Genomic DNA, 15,281 nt, shown 5'->3' on the forward strand with positions numbered 1-15,281 from the left:
TTATTTTTCCTTTATTACTCTGTATTTTATTTCGTTTTTATTTAAGTTCAGCAATGCAACTGGAAGATCGGTATGTACAAACTGATTAGGAGTTAATGCTGGTGTCATATTAGATAAAAAGCTTAAAAGATTATTTTTGCTATTAGATGCGTAGACTGTATAGAAATTTCCAGAATTCCAGTTTATAACAGCATATTTAAAGAAGTCAGCTAAAATGTTTTTAAATGTGTCAATTGTAACAAGACCATTATTCATATCTGTTAATACATTGTCTTTTTTCAATTGAATGTCTTTTTGTGAGAAAAATCTATTTTTAAAAAGTGAGTCTTTGATATGTTCTCGTTTTAGAAATTCCGTAATATCTTTATTGGAAAATTTCTCAATAAAACCAATTATACCATCTTTTTTCAGCTTTTCTTTTGTAAATTTTATTTGTTTAGCTCTATCTGGACTGTACATCTGAAATGTTGTATCTTCTATTATGACGTCAAAACCATTGAAATTAGGAAATAATTCTCTGATATTTGAGTTGGTTATTTTATTGTAAGGGGATAGGATAAATTTGGAATGTAGTGGCTTACCATATCTAAAAAATTATCCTGATTAGCTTTTGTTGGGCTACAAGATAAAGTTTTTATCTTACCATTGCTCAAATTTCCAATTGTTCTAGCCATTGTTCCTTCAGCGGCTCCGAGAACATATAAATACTGTGTACCATCTCTTTTTTCTAAGTAATCTTTTAATGCTGAGCCAACGCGACATTCTTCTTCTAATATAAAGGGAATACTTAAGTAGAAATGCTTGTCAAATTGTCCTTGTAATTTTCTATGATTTAAATAAAAAGATAACATTTTTTCGTCATTTTTAAATAAATTAATATCACTTAAATAAGTATTGTTTGGCTCTCCCAACTCGCCTAATGCAGTTTTTTCAAAAAAATCTGCAAGTACCCCTGTTCTAGGGGCAGTGGTAATACTATCTTCAATGTTTTTCATAAATTTCCTACTATATGTTATAATTATACACAAAAAATAGTGAATCGCAATCAAAAAAAGATAGAATTTTCGGAAAATTATATAAATATATAGACTATGAAAGAATCTTCTTTTATGAAAAGAATTAATACAAAGAAAAGTGCCGTAATTTCTCTTATCGTACTACTCTGTTTTGGTATAGGGTACTATGTACTTGCAATTTCACCACATCAAATAGCGGTACAGTCATTTAATGAAGTGATAGCCAAAATTGAAAAAGAAAACCGTAGCTTAGAGGAAACAATAAAAGCGTCTAAGAAACTACTTAGTAGTAAAGATAAACCTTTAGACGAAAATCTGACGGTTAAGTTAAAAAACGAAGTCTCAACTGTTGAAAAGAAAAAACAAGTAATTCCTAAAATCAAAAAGAAAACAAGCGACATCAATAAACAAGTTAAATCACTAAAAAACCAATCAACTACACAACAGAGATAAAAGAACTTAAAGATAAAAATCAGAAGTATTCAACGAGTGTAAAGCAGTTAAAACAAATTACAAATCCTTCCAATACATTTGTGGAAAGTCGTCTTAAGGAAATTGTTACGATTACTGATGTTCAGTCAGCCACAGAAAATAATGATCCAAACCAAGACTTAAATAAGCAAGGAAGTTATACAGCAGCAGTTTATTTCGCTGACAATGAAGTGACTAATCCAGTTGCTGGTGCTGATTTAGTAGCAAAAGGTACGGATGCAGGTGGATGTGTTGAAGTCTATAAAACGGCAGAAGATGCCAAAAAACGAAATGACTATTTAAGTGCTTTCGATGGCCTTCCCAACTGTCATCAATCCTGGTTCACACTATGTATACGGAACAGTTGTTATTCGTGTCGCAGCATCATTAACGGCCTCACAACAAAATACATTAACGCAAAAAATATATGAGAAGTTGACTCAGTTAGAAAATGATAACACAAGCAAAAACACCTCAAAAACGGAAACCTCATCCTTTACGAAACCATCATCATCTAGTTCAAGCTCTACTCAAGCAACTATTAGTGAATCAGCTCAGAGTGACACCAAAACGGTAGCTGGAAGTGCCCCAACAACACCTACGCAACAACAAGATTCTGGAGTTTCCGATTCATCACAAGACATGGGGGTAAATCCTGAATTTCATAGCAATATTGATGAAAATGGTTATAATTCGCTCTTGGGTGCTAATGTCCTAGATAATAGCAACGGAGGCAATAACTCTAATGCCTCTACCGAGTCATCATCAATGGGAAGTTCTGAATAAGTTACTTATAACTCGATACTCCTTTTAAAATGAATTAGAAGACTACTGAAAACGCCAATTACACAGTTATTGGTGTTTTTTTTACTCTCGAAGACTATTGGTAACACTTGATAACTTTACCAAAATAGTCTATACTTTTTGTTAGTTTATAAACTAACAAAAAGAGGTGGCACATGGGATATTTTGATTATTCAAGAGAACCAAGAAGTGATATCGCTTTTATCGATATGAAGTCTTTTTATGCTAGCGTCGAATGTGTTGAGAGAGGACTACATCCTCTAAAAACTTCTCTATGTGTTATGAGTAGAGCTGATAACTCTGCAGGTCTTATTATTGCTTCTTCACCGATATTTAAGAAAGTGTTTGGGAAATCAAACGTAGGAAGAGCATACGACCTCCCTTTTGATGTTCAAACAAGAAAGTTCTCGTACTACAATGCCAAGAAACAAGGACTGAGAACAGATCCAGAATACGTGCGATTCATTGAAGACTGGGCAAAAGTGACTTTCATCGTTCCTCCCAGAATGGACAAATACATCTCAGTTAATATGGAAATCCAAGGCATTTTTCAAAACTATGGTAGCCCAAATGATATTTACCCTTATTCTATAGATGAAGGTTTTATTGACCTATCTAGTTCTCTTAATTACTTCGTTCCAGATAAGCAGTTGTCTCGAAAACAAAAACTCGACCTTATTTCTGCGAAGATTCAGAGAGACATTTGGAGACAAACTGGCATCTATTCAACCGTTGGTATGTCCAACGCTAACCCCTTACTTGCTAAACTTGCCCTTGATAATGAAGCAAAGAAAACTCCAACTATGGGAGCTAACTGGTCCTATGAGGATGTGGAGAATAAGGTATGGTCTATTCCAAACATGACAGATTTCTGGGGTATTGGTAAAAGAATGGAGAAACGCTTCAACACATTAGGTATCCACTCAATCAAAGACTTAGCAAATGCTAACCCAGATATCTTGAAGAAAGAATTAGGAGTAGCTGGTCTTCGATTATGGTTTCATGCTAATGGTATTGATGAAAGTAACGTTCACAAACCCTATAAACCAAAATCAAAAGGTCTAGGCAACTCCCAGGTTCTTCCTAGAGACTATTTCAGACAACGAGATATTGAAATTGTCCTTAGAGAGATGGCCGAACAAGTTGCTATCCGACTGAGAAAGATAGGCAAAAAAGCGACTGTTGTTTCTATACACCTTGGCTACTCTAAGCAAGAAAACAAACGCTCTATCAATACTCAAATGAAAATTGAACCAACGAATAACACTAACATGCTGACAAACTATGTGTTGAAGTTATTCCATAATAAATACACTTCAGGAGCAATCCGAAGTGTAGCGGTTAATTATTCTGGTTTTGTAGATGAATCTTTTGGTTTAATCTCACTGTTCGATGATGTCGAACAAATTGAAAAAGAAGAAAGGCTCCAGACAGCAATAGATTCTATCAGAGACCAATTTGGCTTTACCTCTCTACTAAAAGCTAATGCACTTGACGGTGCATCGAGAAGTATTGCCAGAAGTAGGCTCATCGGAGGACATTCTGCTGGAGGATTGGATGGTTTAAAATGATTGATCGTTCCTATTTACCATTTCAAGCAGCAAGAGAATACCAGGATCCAGGGATGCAAAAGTGGATGGGGTTCTTTCTGTCCGAACATACCTCATCATTACATGCTGCTAAATATCGTGTTGACTTTTCAACAGACTTAAGTAAACCTCAGAAACTCTTATTACTTTCTCAACTCTATGCCAACCAACTTAAAGGGCAGTTCACTATCAAACATCGTGATAGGAAAATTACTTTATTTGGTGAAGTGAGAGAACTGTCTCGTAAGGAAATATCAATAAAGACTAATGAAGGGTATAGATTAGTCCAACTCGACAATATTCTTCAAATTCATCTTTTGGAAAATCACATATACTAAAAAAAGCAACAACCTATATTATGTGGTTGTTGCTTTTTAACTAGATTAACTAAAATCAACTGTAATGATTGAACCATCTTCATCAATGATAATATCGACAATTTCATCATCTTTATCTGCTTCATTCAATAGATTTTCAGCATAATCCTTTGCACTTGTTTCCTTAATAGTTTCTATTTCGTTTTTTTCTTCTACCTTTAATTCCTTATGTGTTTTATATTTATTCCAACCCCACTTACCTAAAGATACAATCAACACCTCCAAAAGGCTTGGCTAAAGGCCAATATTTCTAAGAAGTAGATTTGAATGGTAACACGACAGGCAAAGAAGGACAAGCCCTTCTAGACCAACTTCGTGCCAATGGCACTCACACTTACCAAGCTACTGTCAAAGTGTATGGTTCTAAAGATGGCAAACCAGACTTGAGCAATCTAGTTGCTACTCATCAAGTAACGATTCGACTTCATGGATCAGAAATGATGTCCAGAACTCCTCAAGGAGATCAGATATCTATGTCTTCTTCTACGTCAGACTCAATGAACAAAATTAAATATATGACGAAAGAGGCCCATGTTTCAGAGATGAGAATGGCTGATTCCACAGATAATTCCATGGCTAAGACTAAGAAAAATGATGGGCAACCTATACTACCAAATACTGGGAAAGCTCAAACGGCTACAGCTGGCCTTGGTATGTTTGGTCTAGCCTTGGCAGGTCTTGTTGGACTTTTAGGTTTGACAACCAAACGAGAAGATTAAGATTCAAATCATTTAAATATTAGAATAAATAGTATTATACTGACTATGTGTAACACTGTTTTTATCAAAGGAGCGTCAGATGAAAAAGACAATTTTGCTGGTTGATGATGAGATAGATATTCAAAACCGCTATTTTTTACAGGCGGGATACGATGTTTTAGTTGCTCATGATGGCAAGGAGGGATTAGAACTTTTCAGAAAAAAGTCTATTGACGTCATCATCACAGATATCATGATGCCCAATATGAACGGTTATGATTTTATCAGTGAGGTTCAATATATTGCTCCTAATCAACCCTTTCTCTTTACAACTGCTAAAACAAGCGAGCAGGATAAGATTTATGGATTAAGTTTGGGGGGGATATGATTTCATAGCCAAACCGTTTAGCCTGCACGAATTGGTTTTAAGAGTGAATAATATCTTACGTCGCCTTAGCCGTTGAAGTGAGACAGAGCGGATCGATCTTGGTGACTTAGTAATCTACCATGTGACTCATGAGGTTCACATAGGGGACCAATCTTTGGAATTGACAGTGAAATCCTTTGAACTTCTATGGATATTGGCTAGCAATCCTGAGAGAGCCTTTTCAAAGACGGAACTTTACGAGACGGTATGGCAAGAGGAATATGTGGATGATAGCAATACACTCAATGTTCATATCCATGCTTTGAGGCAATAGTTGACCAAGTATACAAATTCAAATACTCCTGCTATCAAAACTGTTTGGGGTTAGGGCTATAAGATGGAAAGACCAAGAGATTGAAAATGAAATAAAAAAACTATAATCAAATAGACATGGGAGAGACCAAAAATATAGGCTAAGTAAACCAACCGATGAAGCCAATGCCAAGTCTCGTATTTGAGACTTTTACCAAGAAAGTATGTATTCCAAGGTTTCCTAGCTGACCAGCTAGATGGACCCCTATAGACTCCCCATACCGATGTTGTGGAAGACAAGGAGAATAACTGATAAGATGGCAAGAAATTTGTGGATAGCGTACATTCTCTCAATTCCGTTAAAGAGTTTTTCTAAAAGTCGTGATCGTGTTGCCAACATAAAAGTCCATGATAAGGTTGTTAAAGCTAGACCGGGAGTGACGAAGTTTGTCATGCCCGTTGCTAACCAGACGTAGACCGTAAGAACAATGCTTACGGTTAGTAGGAGAATTCCTTTATATGATTTCATGTAACCTTTTTTCTATATTTACATTATTACCAACTAGTTGTAAACGACGTTGTTACATTATATCTTATAACGGATTTCCTGTCAAAAATAATTGATTTTTTGAAGGAAAAGTGGATAGTGATATAGCAATCAAGATATCCAATACTTTTTGAAAAGGCACAAAATTGTAAAGGAACCTTGATTTAATAGTCGATTATCTTGTGAAAGCTTTTCGAAAAAGTGTATACTATAAGTAGAAGATAGGAAAAGGAGATGCTTAGTGGCTAGTATTACAATAGAAGCTAGTAAGGTGGCTAGAAAGAGTCCCATTCGAGTAGACACTAGTCTTGTCGGGACGGTTTCTGGTGTGGAAGCAGTGACTGTTTCCCTACCATCATCAAAAGCTCGATTGAGTGTTGGTAAATTGGGTTACAAGTCCAACACTATTACTGTGGAGGATGGACAAACCGTTCGGGTTACTAGCAATTTTCTAAATCATTTGATAGCGATAGCTCCATTGCTTCTCTACCTTTTTGGAGGTCGTTACCTCCCACTTGTTGCTGTTCTATCTACTATAGTTTTGCTTTTTAGCTTACCTTTTCTCAAGTTAGAAATCGTAGGCTGATTAGAATCGGGAGTGGCTTAGCCCTCTGTTTGATACCTTTAACTCATTTTTTCATAATAATGCTAGGCCACCCCTTTTTATTAGGAACGGGTTGAGACGAAAAATTAGTTATCAAAAAGGGAACTCGATAGAGTTTCCCTTTTTTCTTTATCAAGCTAAAGTCATTTTTAAAAGACCCTAGTTATTAAAACTGAGGTCTTTGATGTTTATAGTCAGTTATCACTTACGGTACAATTTGTCGTATTGATAGTAAGGATCGAATGTGACATTGATACCAAGCTTACGAAGAACATTTTTATCTTCATCAGTAAGGATTATAGTTGAGTGAGCTTCAGACCCCTTAAGGTTATCAAGTTCCTCCATGGCACGCGCCGCATCCGCATTGTTGGCAGCAGTAATGGCCAAGGCGATGAGGATTTCGTTGGAATGGAGACGAGGATTACGGCTACCCAGATGGTCAATTTTCAGTCCTTGGATTGGTTTAACTACCTCAGGCTCGATAAGTTTCGTTTCATTAGTAATGCCTGCAGAAGTCTTGATAGCATTAATCAAAGCTGCAGCTGTTGGACCAAAGAGTTCCGAATTTTTACCAGTGACGATTTGACCATTCGGCAATTCGAGGGCAAGGGCAGGACCACCTGTTTCTTCAGCCTTAGCGCGTGCTGCAACGACCACTTGGCGATCTTCAGGCGTGATACCAAGATCGTTCATGAGCAACTCAATCTTCTTGACAGCAGTCTCAGGCACACGTTCATTTTTGAAATCAAGAACGGTTTGATAGTAGCGACGGATGATTTCTTGTTTAGAGGCTTCTTTAGCTGCCTCATCATCCGTAATGGCAAAACCAACCATGTTAACACCCATATCCGTAGGTGAAGCGTAAGGTGACTCACCAAGGATGCGCTCAAGCATACGTTTGAGGACTGGGAAAATCTCGATGTCACGGTTGTAGTTTACCGTAGTTTTGCCATAAGTTTCCAAGTGGAATGGGTCAATCATATTGACATCATCAAGGTCGGCAGTGGCAGCTTCATAGGCCAAGTTAACTGGGTGATGAAGCGGCAAATTCCAAACTGGGAATGTTTCAAATTTAGCATAACCTGATTTGATACCATTGATTTGGTCGTGGTACATGTTAGACAAACATGTTGCTAATTTACCAGAACCAGGACCAGGTGCGGTAACGACAATCAGGTTACGGCTAGTCTTGATATAGTCGTTTTTTCCCATACCTTCAGGAGAAATGATATGGTTGATATCCGTTGGATAGCCCTTGATAGGGTAGTGGATGTAAGACGTGATGCCATTTTTTTCCAGTTGGTTACGGAAGGCATCAGCTGCAGGTTGACCTGAATACTGCGTAATAACAACAGAACCCACATAGATATTGAGCTCGTTGAATTTATCAATCAGACGAAGGACCTCTTGGTCGTAAGAAATACCAAGGTCACCACGAGCCTTAGAGTGCTCGATATTGCTAGCATTAATGGCAATGACCACTTCAACCTGATCTTTGAACTCTTGAAGGAGCTTGATTTTATTGTCAGGCTCATAACCAGGAAGGACACGGGCAGCGTGGAAATCTTCCAACATCTTTCCACCAAACTCCAAGTAGAGCTTACCGTCAAACTGGTTAATACGCTCTAAAATATGGTCGCGTTGTAGATTCAAATACTGTTCAGAACTAAAAGCTTGTTTCTTCATAAATAAAAATACCTCTGAGAAAAATTATATCAAATGCCGAAGGTAAATGCTATTAGCGAAGGACGATTTATTGGAGAAAAAGAGGTGAAAGTCAATCATGAAACGTATTTTTTATGATAGTCCTTTAGAGTTATTATTTAATTTGGGTTCTCATCTCAGCAGTTAGATTTCTAGATAACAATCGCTTTAGAATATTTAATTTCATAAAGGAAAAATGCTTGCCAACTAACTGTTGGCGACCATTTTTTATCCTCTTTCACCTTACTTAACTCAAGTTGGTCTCGTAGACTAGAAGTATGTTATAATAATAGAAAAATAAGAAAAAGGTAAATTTATGGCAATCTTAGTTTTAGGTGGGCTGGTTACATCGGTTCTCACATGGTGGACCGTTTGGTTGAAGCGGGCCAAGAAAAAGTTGTTGTCGTGGATAACTTGGTGACGGGTCACCGTGCGGCAGTCCATCCAGACGCTGTATTCTACGAGGGGGATTTAGCAGATCAAGATTTTATGCGTAAAGTCTTTAAGGAAAATCCTGATGTTGATGCGGTTATTCATTTTGCGGCTTACTCACTTGTGGCTGAGTTTATGGAAAAACCACTTAAATATTTTGACAATAACACTTCTGGTATGGTGAAGTTGCTTGAGGTCATGAACGAATGTGGTGTCAAATACATTGTCTTCTCATCAACAGCTGCGACTTATGGTATTCCTGAGGAAATTCCAATCCTTGAAACCACACCACAAAACCCAATCAATCCTTACGGTGAAAGTAAGCTTATGATGGAAACTATCATGAAGTGGTCAGACCAAGCCTACGGCATCAAGTATGTTCCTCTTCGTTATTTTAATGTGGCGGGTGCCAAACCTGATGGTTCGATTGGTGAGGATCATGGTCCTGAAACCCACCTCTTGCCAATTATTCTCCAAGTGGCTCAAGGTGTTCGTGAGAAAATCATGATTTTTGGAGACGACTACAATACTCCAGATGGTACCAATGTTCGTGACTATGTACATCCATTCGACTTAGCGGATGCCCACCTCTTAGCAGTGGAGTATCTCCGTAAGGGCAATGAGTCAACAGCCTTCAACTTAGGATCTTCAACAGGATTTTCAAATCTTCAAATCCTTGAAGCAGCTCGTAAGGTTACTGATAAAGAAATTCCAGCTGAGAAAGCAGGTCGTCGTCCTGGTGATCCAGATACATTGATTGCATCCTCTGAAAAGGCTCGTACAGTCCTAGGTTGGAAACCACAATTTGACAATATCGAAAAAATCATCGAAAGTGCCTGGGCATGGCATTCAAGCCATCCAAAAGGTTATGACGATAGAGATTAATCATAAGGAATAGGAGCACCACCTGGTAGAAAACTGCAATTTGGAGTTTTTCCTGTAGTCCATAGCAAATCTTTGCATTTTTATCTGATATCTTTTAAGATAATCCTATTACAACTTGAAAAGGAGAACAGGATGGAAACATATACACTTTCAAATGGGGTTGCTATTCCTAAAATTGGTTTTGGGACTTGGCAGATTCCAGAAGGGGAAGAAGCCTACAATAGCGTTAGTTTCGCACTTAAGGCTGGTTACACCCATATTGATACAGCACAAATCTACGGTAACGAGGTTTCTGTAGGTAAGGCGATTGCTGATAGTGATGTGGCGCGTGAGGATCTTTTCCTAACGACTAAACTCTGGAATGACAAGCACGATTACGATTTGGCTAAGGCCTCTATCGACGAATCTCTCGAAAGATTAGGTGTGGATTATTTGGATCTTTTTCTCATCCACTGGCCAAATCCAAAGGCACTTCGTGAGAATGATGCTTGGAAGGCTGGCAATGCAGGGGCTTGGAAGGCAATGGAAGAAGCCTACAAAGAAGGTAAGGTGCGTGTTATCGGTGTGTCTAACTTTATGCAACATCATCTAGAAGCTCTTTTTGAAACAGCTGAAATTGTGCCACATGTCAATCAAATTCTCTTGGCTCCAGGTTGTACCCAAGAAGATTTGGTTGCCTATTGCCGAGAGCGTGACATTCTTCTTGAAGCATATAGCCCACTAGGTACTGGTAGTATTTTTGGGAATGAAGATGTTGAAGCGGTGGCTGAACGTAATGGAAAATCTGTTGCTCAAGTTGCCCTACGTTGGAGCCTTCAAAAAGGTTTCTTGCCACTACCTAAGTCAGTGACACCAAAAAATATTGAAGCCAACTTGGATATCTTTGACTTTGATTTGTCAGAGGAAGACATGGCAGTCTTGGATAAGATTCAAGGGATCAAAACTCAGGTTGATCCTGACACAGTTAATTTTTAGTGTGTTTCTTTAGATTTGCTATAATAAAACTATCATTTTTTTATTTATAGATGGGAGTTACGTAATGGAGTCTCGAAATCTTTTGCCTCAGAATACACGTATGATGGCCCATTTGCTCAGTTTTTCGGGGGGAGCTTTGGAATGTCTTTTGTCATGTGTATTACCATAGTTTGGTTGCCACTCAGACGGGGAATATTCTCTTGTTAGTTGCTGACTGGCGTAGTAGTAGCATGTACCATAACATGTTGCGATGTTTTTCTACTCTATTCTATTCTATTCTTTTCCATAGGTTTTCTTTTTGGAATATGGTTTAAAGACCATCGTAAGAATGCTTACTGTCGTGTTCATGGTCTACTTCCTCTTTGTGTGATGACTGCTATTTTACCATTCTTATGGCCAAATGCTCTAATAGAGCTTCCGATTATTGCATTTTCTGAGGGTGTCATGATGAAGACTTTTACCAGTAGTCAGATTGAAAATCACCCCTTTGTGATTTTTATGACTTCAGGAAATTATCGAAGGATGCTGACGGCACTTTATTATGTTATTCAGGGTAGCAAGGATCAGAAAGAATATCGTTGCCAGGCGGTCAATTATGGCTTTGTCGTAGGCAGTTTTGTGCTTGGTGCTGTTGTATCAGCTCTTCTCATGCGCTTCATTTATATTAAGTCAATCTGGCTAATCACACTCAGCCTCTTGACCATCATGGTTTACTATTCATCTGAAGTGAAACGTCTGGGACTCAAGAAAACCAATCTTTAGGTATTTTTGTAGTAATTGTTTTTGATAAAAATAGTCTTGTGCTATAATCTTGGTTATATTAATTTTGTCTAATGATAAAAAGGAGACATAAGATGCCTATAGTAAGTAATGATTTTTCAGATATTGTATATAACCGTCGTTCCATTCGTAAGTTTGATACCTCTGTCAAGATTCCACGTGAAGAAATGTTGGAAATCTTGGATAAAACCGTTACGGCACCATCATCAGTGAACATGCAACCTTGGCGCTTTGTTGTCGTTGATAGCGAAGAAGGCAAAGATAAATTGAAACCTTTTGTCAGCTACAATGGTGTACAAAATGAAACATCCTCAGCCATGGTTCTCATTTTTGCCGATTTGAAGAGCCAAGAAAGAGCAGAAGAAATCTATGGGAAGGCCGTTACTCAAGGAAAAATGCCAGAAGAGGTCAAGGAGAAACAACTATCAAGCATTGTACCAATGTATGAGAAAGCTCCTTTCGAAGTGATGAATGAAATTGTCCATATCGACTCTAGCCTTGCTGCTATGCAGTTAATGCTCGTTGCTCGCTCTTATGGATACGATACAAATGCCATCGGTGGCTATAAAAAAGACGGTCTTGCCAAAGCGTTTGGTCTTGATGAAGACCGACATGTGCCTATTTTGATTATTGCCCTTGGGAAAGCTGATGAAGAAGGCTTTGAGTCTGTTCGTTTGGACGCCTCTGATGTGACTACTTTTGCTTAATAAATAATCGGCCATGAGTCTCAAAAGTGGAGACTCATGTTTTTTTGTATTAAAAGATAACAAAGTATTTTTAGTAAGATTGAGAAGTTGGTGTAACCCAGGATTAAGGTGAGGCCTCTTTCTTTGTGCTATAATGTAAGAAAACGTTGCATTTAAAGTTTACTTTTGCCAATTTCTAGGAGTCTTTCATGATAGACTATTTGATCCTGAGGTTTCTCTGGCTTCGTGAGCGGGGCTTTGTCCAGATTACTCAAAAGACCTTGATTTCGCTCTTTCCATTTTTTCTGATTTCAGGAATTATTCGGGTGATTTCACTATCTGTTTTTTCGGAGATGGGCTATATCAATCAGCTGTTTTCAGTTTCTGACTGGTTACCGACCTTTAAGATAACTGGGCAGGTGCTCATTAATCTTTCCAACTTTCTTGGTGGCTTAGCAGGGCCCTTATCAACCTATTTTGCAGGGAAATACACAGCTGGTCACTATGGTAGAAGTACTGGTACAGCTGGTGTGACATCCCTTTTGGTTAGCTTGATTATAGGATCGCAGGAGCTGTTGCTGTCACCGCTAAACGATGGTGTCTTGACTCGTATCAATTTACCGGATTCAATCAACATTATTTTGGCTATATTTGTGGGGTATCTGGTTGGCCAGATTTTTCGCTTTTCGAGAGCTAGTGATGATCAGATTGTGGATAAGGACTATATTTATCAACCAAAGACTGTTCGTCCCATTTTTTTATCACTCATTTTAGCTATTGGGCTTAACCTTCTTCTTGTTATTGGAGATCAAGCTAATGTTTTTCAAACGATTAGGAAGTTTACTTCTACCTTTACTGTAACTGATAATCATCTGTTGTCAACCTTTATGATGGGACTTTTGAACACTTTTTCTGCTTGGATTGGGAATAATCAGGTTTTTACCCCAAATTCCATTGCCGAGGATAGTTTTGCCTTGGAAAATCTGACCTATGCTGTTTCTCATCATACGACGACTGGGCTTCCCCACCTTTATACGCTAACAAACCTTTATCATAGTTATGGTATGGTTGCTGGCATTGGCTCAGGGCTAGCCCTCTTGGTGGCTCTGCTTTTAGCATCAACCAGTTATAAGGATAAGAAGGTGAGTCTTCTAAGTGTCTTTCCTAGTCTCTTTAACTATGGGGCTCCATTTATGGTGGGGATACCAGTCTTGTTAAATTTAGTTTATTTGGTTCCTTTCCTACTGGCACCTATGGTAAATATAGGTATTGCTGCGGTGTCCTTGGCTATCCATCTTATGCCAGCTGCGGTTTATCCAGTTCCAGATGGCACACCAAGTCTTCTTTACGCCTTTATCGGAACTGGGGGTAGCTTACGAGCTCTAGCTATTAGTATCCTCTGTTTGGGAGTCGACATTCTTATCTTTATTCCATTTGTGCGTCTGTCTAATAAGGTACAACACGGTCTAAAAGAGGAAGGAGAAAGCCTTGAAACTAAATAAAAAAACTAAGTTGGTCTTTATCCTTATTGCTCTCTTTCTCATTGGTCTAGCCGTCCCATCCTATAGTTGGACTAGGAAAAATGTCAAGGAAATAGAGACTTTCTATAATTCAAAATTGTCTCCCATTATCATGATTCCAGGGAGCTCTGCTACGGAAAATAGATTTGATGGCCTAGTCCGTAAGCTTAATCAAGACCGTCGTGGTACCAAGCATAGCCTCCTCAAGGTTAAGGTTTGGAATAATGGGCGTATCACCTTTGAGGGTAAAATCAGGAAAAATGACAGTGAACCTATTATTGTTATCGGATTTGAAAATAATAAGGATGGCTATAGCAATATTAAGAAACAATCCAAGATGATGAATCAGGCCTTTGAAGCCTTGCAGAATAAATACAATTTCAATAATTTTAAAGGGTTGGCACATTCAAATGGTGGCTTGATTTATACGGCTTTTATTGAAAATTATCTTAGCGACTACGATGTCAAGATAAATTCTTTGATGACTATCGGAACGCCCTATAATTTCACTGAAACCAATATTAAAAATAAATCGGTCATGCTAGCAGACTTTATAGCTGCTAAAGAGAATATTCCGTCTACCCTGCATGTCTATTCGGTAGCGGGAACCATTACCTATGATTCGGACGAGCTGGTTCCTGATGCTAGTGTGTCCGCTGGGAAATATATCTATCAGAATCAGGCAAAAAGTTACACTGAAATCACTGTTACAGGTGAAGATGCCCAACACTCGGATTTACCAACCAATGATGAGGTAGTGGACCTGATCAAACAACATATCGAAGGACAAGGTCTTCGCAAGAAGCAAAAGACCAAGTTAGAGCCTCAATAGACTATAATACTATGTATTATTAGTCTAGTTACTTATTTTCAAATACAAAAGGATAGAGTTTATGATGGCTCTATTTTTTTAGTGTAAGAGGAACTCTTTCAGTTGTTGTAACTCCTTGTTTTACAACGTTGGTTTTGTTATAATTGATTGAAAAGAAAAAGATTAACGAGAGGTTCTTGATATGCAAATTCCAAGTCGCTTTACCATTGCTGTCCATATTTTGACCCTCATAGCACAAAATAAGGGAAATGAAACTAAGCTAACCAGTGATTTAATGGCGAGTAGTGTGGGTGTCAATCCAGTTATTATCCGCAAAACCTTGTCACAACTGAAGAAAGCAGACTTGATTTTTGTTCAAAGGGGAAGTGGAGGATCGACATTAGCCATGGCACCAGAGGAGATTAACCTTTTACAGGTTTATCGTGCGGTGGATAGCATCGGTCCAAGTGGGCAACTCTTTAGTTTTCATGACAATCCTAATCCAGCGTGTCCAGTAGGACGTAATATTCATGGTATTTTGGATCAGAGCCTAGAAGATGTTCAAATGGCAATGGAAAAAGAACTCGAAAAGAAAACTTTAGCTGGTATTTTAAAGGATGCTAAGGCTAACTGGAAAGAAACTGGAGCTTGATTTTTAGATCTTAAATGATAAGAAATCGAAAATTATTCGGTTTCTTTTTTG

The 15,281-nt window shown here is 38.1% G+C and carries 16 protein-coding genes and 4 pseudogenes; 15 read left to right on the plus strand and 5 right to left on the minus strand.

Annotated elements, in window-relative coordinates; translation table 11 throughout:
- Together MHH90_RS03280 and MHH90_RS03285 are read right to left on the minus strand one after the other, a co-directional pair.
- Complete coding sequence (locus MHH90_RS03280) at nucleotides 1-459, minus strand: hypothetical protein (RefSeq protein ID WP_002945812.1); 459 nt, start codon at nucleotides 457-459, stop codon at nucleotides 1-3.
- A 74-nt stretch (nucleotides 460-533) separates the two neighbouring features.
- The gene (locus MHH90_RS03285) at nucleotides 534-995 is read right to left on the minus strand and encodes a hypothetical protein (protein ID WP_228024339.1); all 462 of its coding nucleotides are present in this window, start codon (nucleotides 993-995) and stop codon (nucleotides 534-536) included.
- 114 nt (nucleotides 996-1,109) lie between these two features.
- Between MHH90_RS03285 and MHH90_RS03290 the strand changes: the two genes are divergently transcribed.
- From MHH90_RS03290 to MHH90_RS03310, 5 genes are all read left to right on the plus strand, one after another.
- A complete protein-coding gene (locus tag MHH90_RS03290; RefSeq protein WP_064355586.1) occupies nucleotides 1,110-1,469 on the plus strand; it encodes a hypothetical protein in 360 nt (119 codons plus the stop codon).
- Between the two features lie 80 nt (nucleotides 1,470-1,549).
- The gene (locus MHH90_RS03295) at nucleotides 1,550-1,918 is read left to right on the plus strand and encodes a hypothetical protein (RefSeq protein WP_340725776.1); all 369 of its coding nucleotides are present in this window, start codon (nucleotides 1,550-1,552) and stop codon (nucleotides 1,916-1,918) included.
- 4 nt (nucleotides 1,919-1,922) lie between these two features.
- On the plus strand, nucleotides 1,923-2,273 hold the full coding sequence (locus MHH90_RS03300; RefSeq protein WP_340725777.1) for a cytosolic protein: 351 nt from the start codon (nucleotides 1,923-1,925) through the stop codon (nucleotides 2,271-2,273).
- Between the two features lie 173 nt (nucleotides 2,274-2,446).
- The gene (locus MHH90_RS03305; protein WP_340725778.1) at nucleotides 2,447-3,862 is read left to right on the plus strand and encodes a Y-family DNA polymerase; all 1,416 of its coding nucleotides are present in this window, start codon (nucleotides 2,447-2,449) and stop codon (nucleotides 3,860-3,862) included.
- On the plus strand, nucleotides 3,859-4,218 hold the full coding sequence (locus tag MHH90_RS03310) for a hypothetical protein (protein ID WP_011681370.1): 360 nt from the start codon (nucleotides 3,859-3,861) through the stop codon (nucleotides 4,216-4,218). The genes MHH90_RS03305 and MHH90_RS03310 overlap by 4 nt, the downstream gene beginning before the upstream one ends.
- 45 nt (nucleotides 4,219-4,263) lie before the next feature.
- Here MHH90_RS03310 and MHH90_RS03315 read toward each other — a convergent pair whose 3' ends face one another.
- Nucleotides 4,264-4,476, minus strand: a complete 213-nt coding sequence (locus tag MHH90_RS03315) for a hypothetical protein (RefSeq protein ID WP_014621771.1) — start codon at nucleotides 4,474-4,476, stop codon at nucleotides 4,264-4,266.
- Between MHH90_RS03315 and MHH90_RS03320 the strand changes: the two are divergent.
- Nucleotides 4,476-4,976: pseudogene (locus MHH90_RS03320) on the plus strand (SSURE domain-containing protein); the annotation flags it as partial. The gene MHH90_RS03315 and the pseudogene MHH90_RS03320 sit on opposite strands and share 1 nt — an antisense overlap.
- 79 nt (nucleotides 4,977-5,055) lie before the next feature.
- Nucleotides 5,056-5,710, plus strand: a pseudogene (locus MHH90_RS03325) (response regulator transcription factor).
- Between the two features lie 189 nt (nucleotides 5,711-5,899).
- Here MHH90_RS03325 and MHH90_RS03330 read toward each other — a convergent pair.
- Complete coding sequence (locus MHH90_RS03330) at nucleotides 5,900-6,163, minus strand: hypothetical protein (RefSeq protein ID WP_011227387.1); 264 nt, start codon at nucleotides 6,161-6,163, stop codon at nucleotides 5,900-5,902.
- A gap of 259 nt (nucleotides 6,164-6,422) precedes the next feature.
- Between MHH90_RS03330 and MHH90_RS03335 the strand changes: the two genes are divergently transcribed.
- Nucleotides 6,423-6,767 (plus strand): hypothetical protein, encoded by a 345-nt coding sequence (locus tag MHH90_RS03335; RefSeq protein WP_011681366.1) that lies wholly within the window; start codon nucleotides 6,423-6,425, stop codon nucleotides 6,765-6,767.
- 219 nt (nucleotides 6,768-6,986) lie between these two features.
- Here MHH90_RS03335 and MHH90_RS03340 read toward each other — a convergent pair whose 3' ends face one another.
- Nucleotides 6,987-8,471 carry a DUF1846 domain-containing protein gene (locus tag MHH90_RS03340; RefSeq protein ID WP_023909792.1) on the minus strand — a complete coding sequence of 495 codons (1,485 nt, stop codon included), beginning with the start codon at nucleotides 8,469-8,471 and terminating at the stop codon, nucleotides 6,987-6,989.
- A 334-nt stretch (nucleotides 8,472-8,805) separates the two neighbouring features.
- On the opposite strand from MHH90_RS03340, the pseudogene galE reads away from it, so the two are divergent.
- From galE to MHH90_RS03375, 7 genes and pseudogenes are all read left to right on the plus strand, one after another.
- Nucleotides 8,806-9,806, plus strand: a pseudogene (gene galE, locus MHH90_RS03345) (UDP-glucose 4-epimerase GalE).
- 132 nt (nucleotides 9,807-9,938) lie between these two features.
- A complete protein-coding gene (locus MHH90_RS03350) occupies nucleotides 9,939-10,781 on the plus strand; it encodes an aldo/keto reductase (protein ID WP_082245806.1) in 843 nt (280 codons plus the stop codon).
- A 64-nt stretch (nucleotides 10,782-10,845) separates the two neighbouring features.
- Nucleotides 10,846-11,543 (plus strand): annotated as a pseudogene (locus MHH90_RS03355) (DUF1275 family protein).
- 92 nt (nucleotides 11,544-11,635) lie between these two features.
- The gene (locus MHH90_RS03360) at nucleotides 11,636-12,268 is read left to right on the plus strand and encodes a nitroreductase family protein (protein WP_014608498.1); all 633 of its coding nucleotides are present in this window, start codon (nucleotides 11,636-11,638) and stop codon (nucleotides 12,266-12,268) included.
- A 188-nt stretch (nucleotides 12,269-12,456) separates the two neighbouring features.
- Nucleotides 12,457-13,749, plus strand: a complete 1,293-nt coding sequence (locus MHH90_RS03365) for a PTS transporter subunit EIIC (RefSeq protein WP_014608497.1) — start codon at nucleotides 12,457-12,459, stop codon at nucleotides 13,747-13,749.
- Nucleotides 13,736-14,599, plus strand: a complete 864-nt coding sequence (locus tag MHH90_RS03370; protein WP_113870330.1) for an alpha/beta hydrolase — start codon at nucleotides 13,736-13,738, stop codon at nucleotides 14,597-14,599. The genes MHH90_RS03365 and MHH90_RS03370 overlap by 14 nt, the downstream gene beginning before the upstream one ends.
- A gap of 181 nt (nucleotides 14,600-14,780) precedes the next feature.
- On the plus strand, nucleotides 14,781-15,230 hold the full coding sequence (locus tag MHH90_RS03375) for an Rrf2 family transcriptional regulator (protein ID WP_011226239.1): 450 nt from the start codon (nucleotides 14,781-14,783) through the stop codon (nucleotides 15,228-15,230).
- Nucleotides 15,231-15,281: the final 51 nt, after the last annotated feature.

It is taken from the genome of Streptococcus sp. FSL E2-3488, from assembly GCF_038003585.1.
Classification (GTDB): Bacteria; Bacillota; Bacilli; order Lactobacillales; family Streptococcaceae; genus Streptococcus; species Streptococcus thermophilus.

Bases quoted from the DNA above. Each gene is read 5' to 3' on its own strand.
- MHH90_RS03280 (WP_002945812.1), bottom strand. From the start codon at position 459: ATGTACAGTCCAGATAGAGCTAAACAAATAAAATTTACAAAAGAAAAG.
- MHH90_RS03285 (WP_228024339.1), bottom strand. From the start codon at position 995: ATGAAAAACATTGAAGATAGTATTACCACTGCCCCTAGAACAGGGGTA.
- MHH90_RS03290 (WP_064355586.1), top strand. From the start codon at position 1,110: ATGAAAAGAATTAATACAAAGAAAAGTGCCGTAATTTCTCTTATCGTA.
- MHH90_RS03305 (WP_340725778.1), top strand. From the start codon at position 2,447: ATGGGATATTTTGATTATTCAAGAGAACCAAGAAGTGATATCGCTTTT.
- MHH90_RS03310 (WP_011681370.1), top strand. From the start codon at position 3,859: ATGATTGATCGTTCCTATTTACCATTTCAAGCAGCAAGAGAATACCAG.
- MHH90_RS03330 (WP_011227387.1), bottom strand. From the start codon at position 6,163: ATGAAATCATATAAAGGAATTCTCCTACTAACCGTAAGCATTGTTCTT.
- MHH90_RS03340 (WP_023909792.1), bottom strand. From the start codon at position 8,471: ATGAAGAAACAAGCTTTTAGTTCTGAACAGTATTTGAATCTACAACGC.
- MHH90_RS03350 (WP_082245806.1), top strand. From the start codon at position 9,939: ATGGAAACATATACACTTTCAAATGGGGTTGCTATTCCTAAAATTGGT.
- MHH90_RS03360 (WP_014608498.1), top strand. From the start codon at position 11,636: ATGCCTATAGTAAGTAATGATTTTTCAGATATTGTATATAACCGTCGT.
- MHH90_RS03365 (WP_014608497.1), top strand. From the start codon at position 12,457: ATGATAGACTATTTGATCCTGAGGTTTCTCTGGCTTCGTGAGCGGGGC.
- MHH90_RS03375 (WP_011226239.1), top strand. From the start codon at position 14,781: ATGCAAATTCCAAGTCGCTTTACCATTGCTGTCCATATTTTGACCCTC.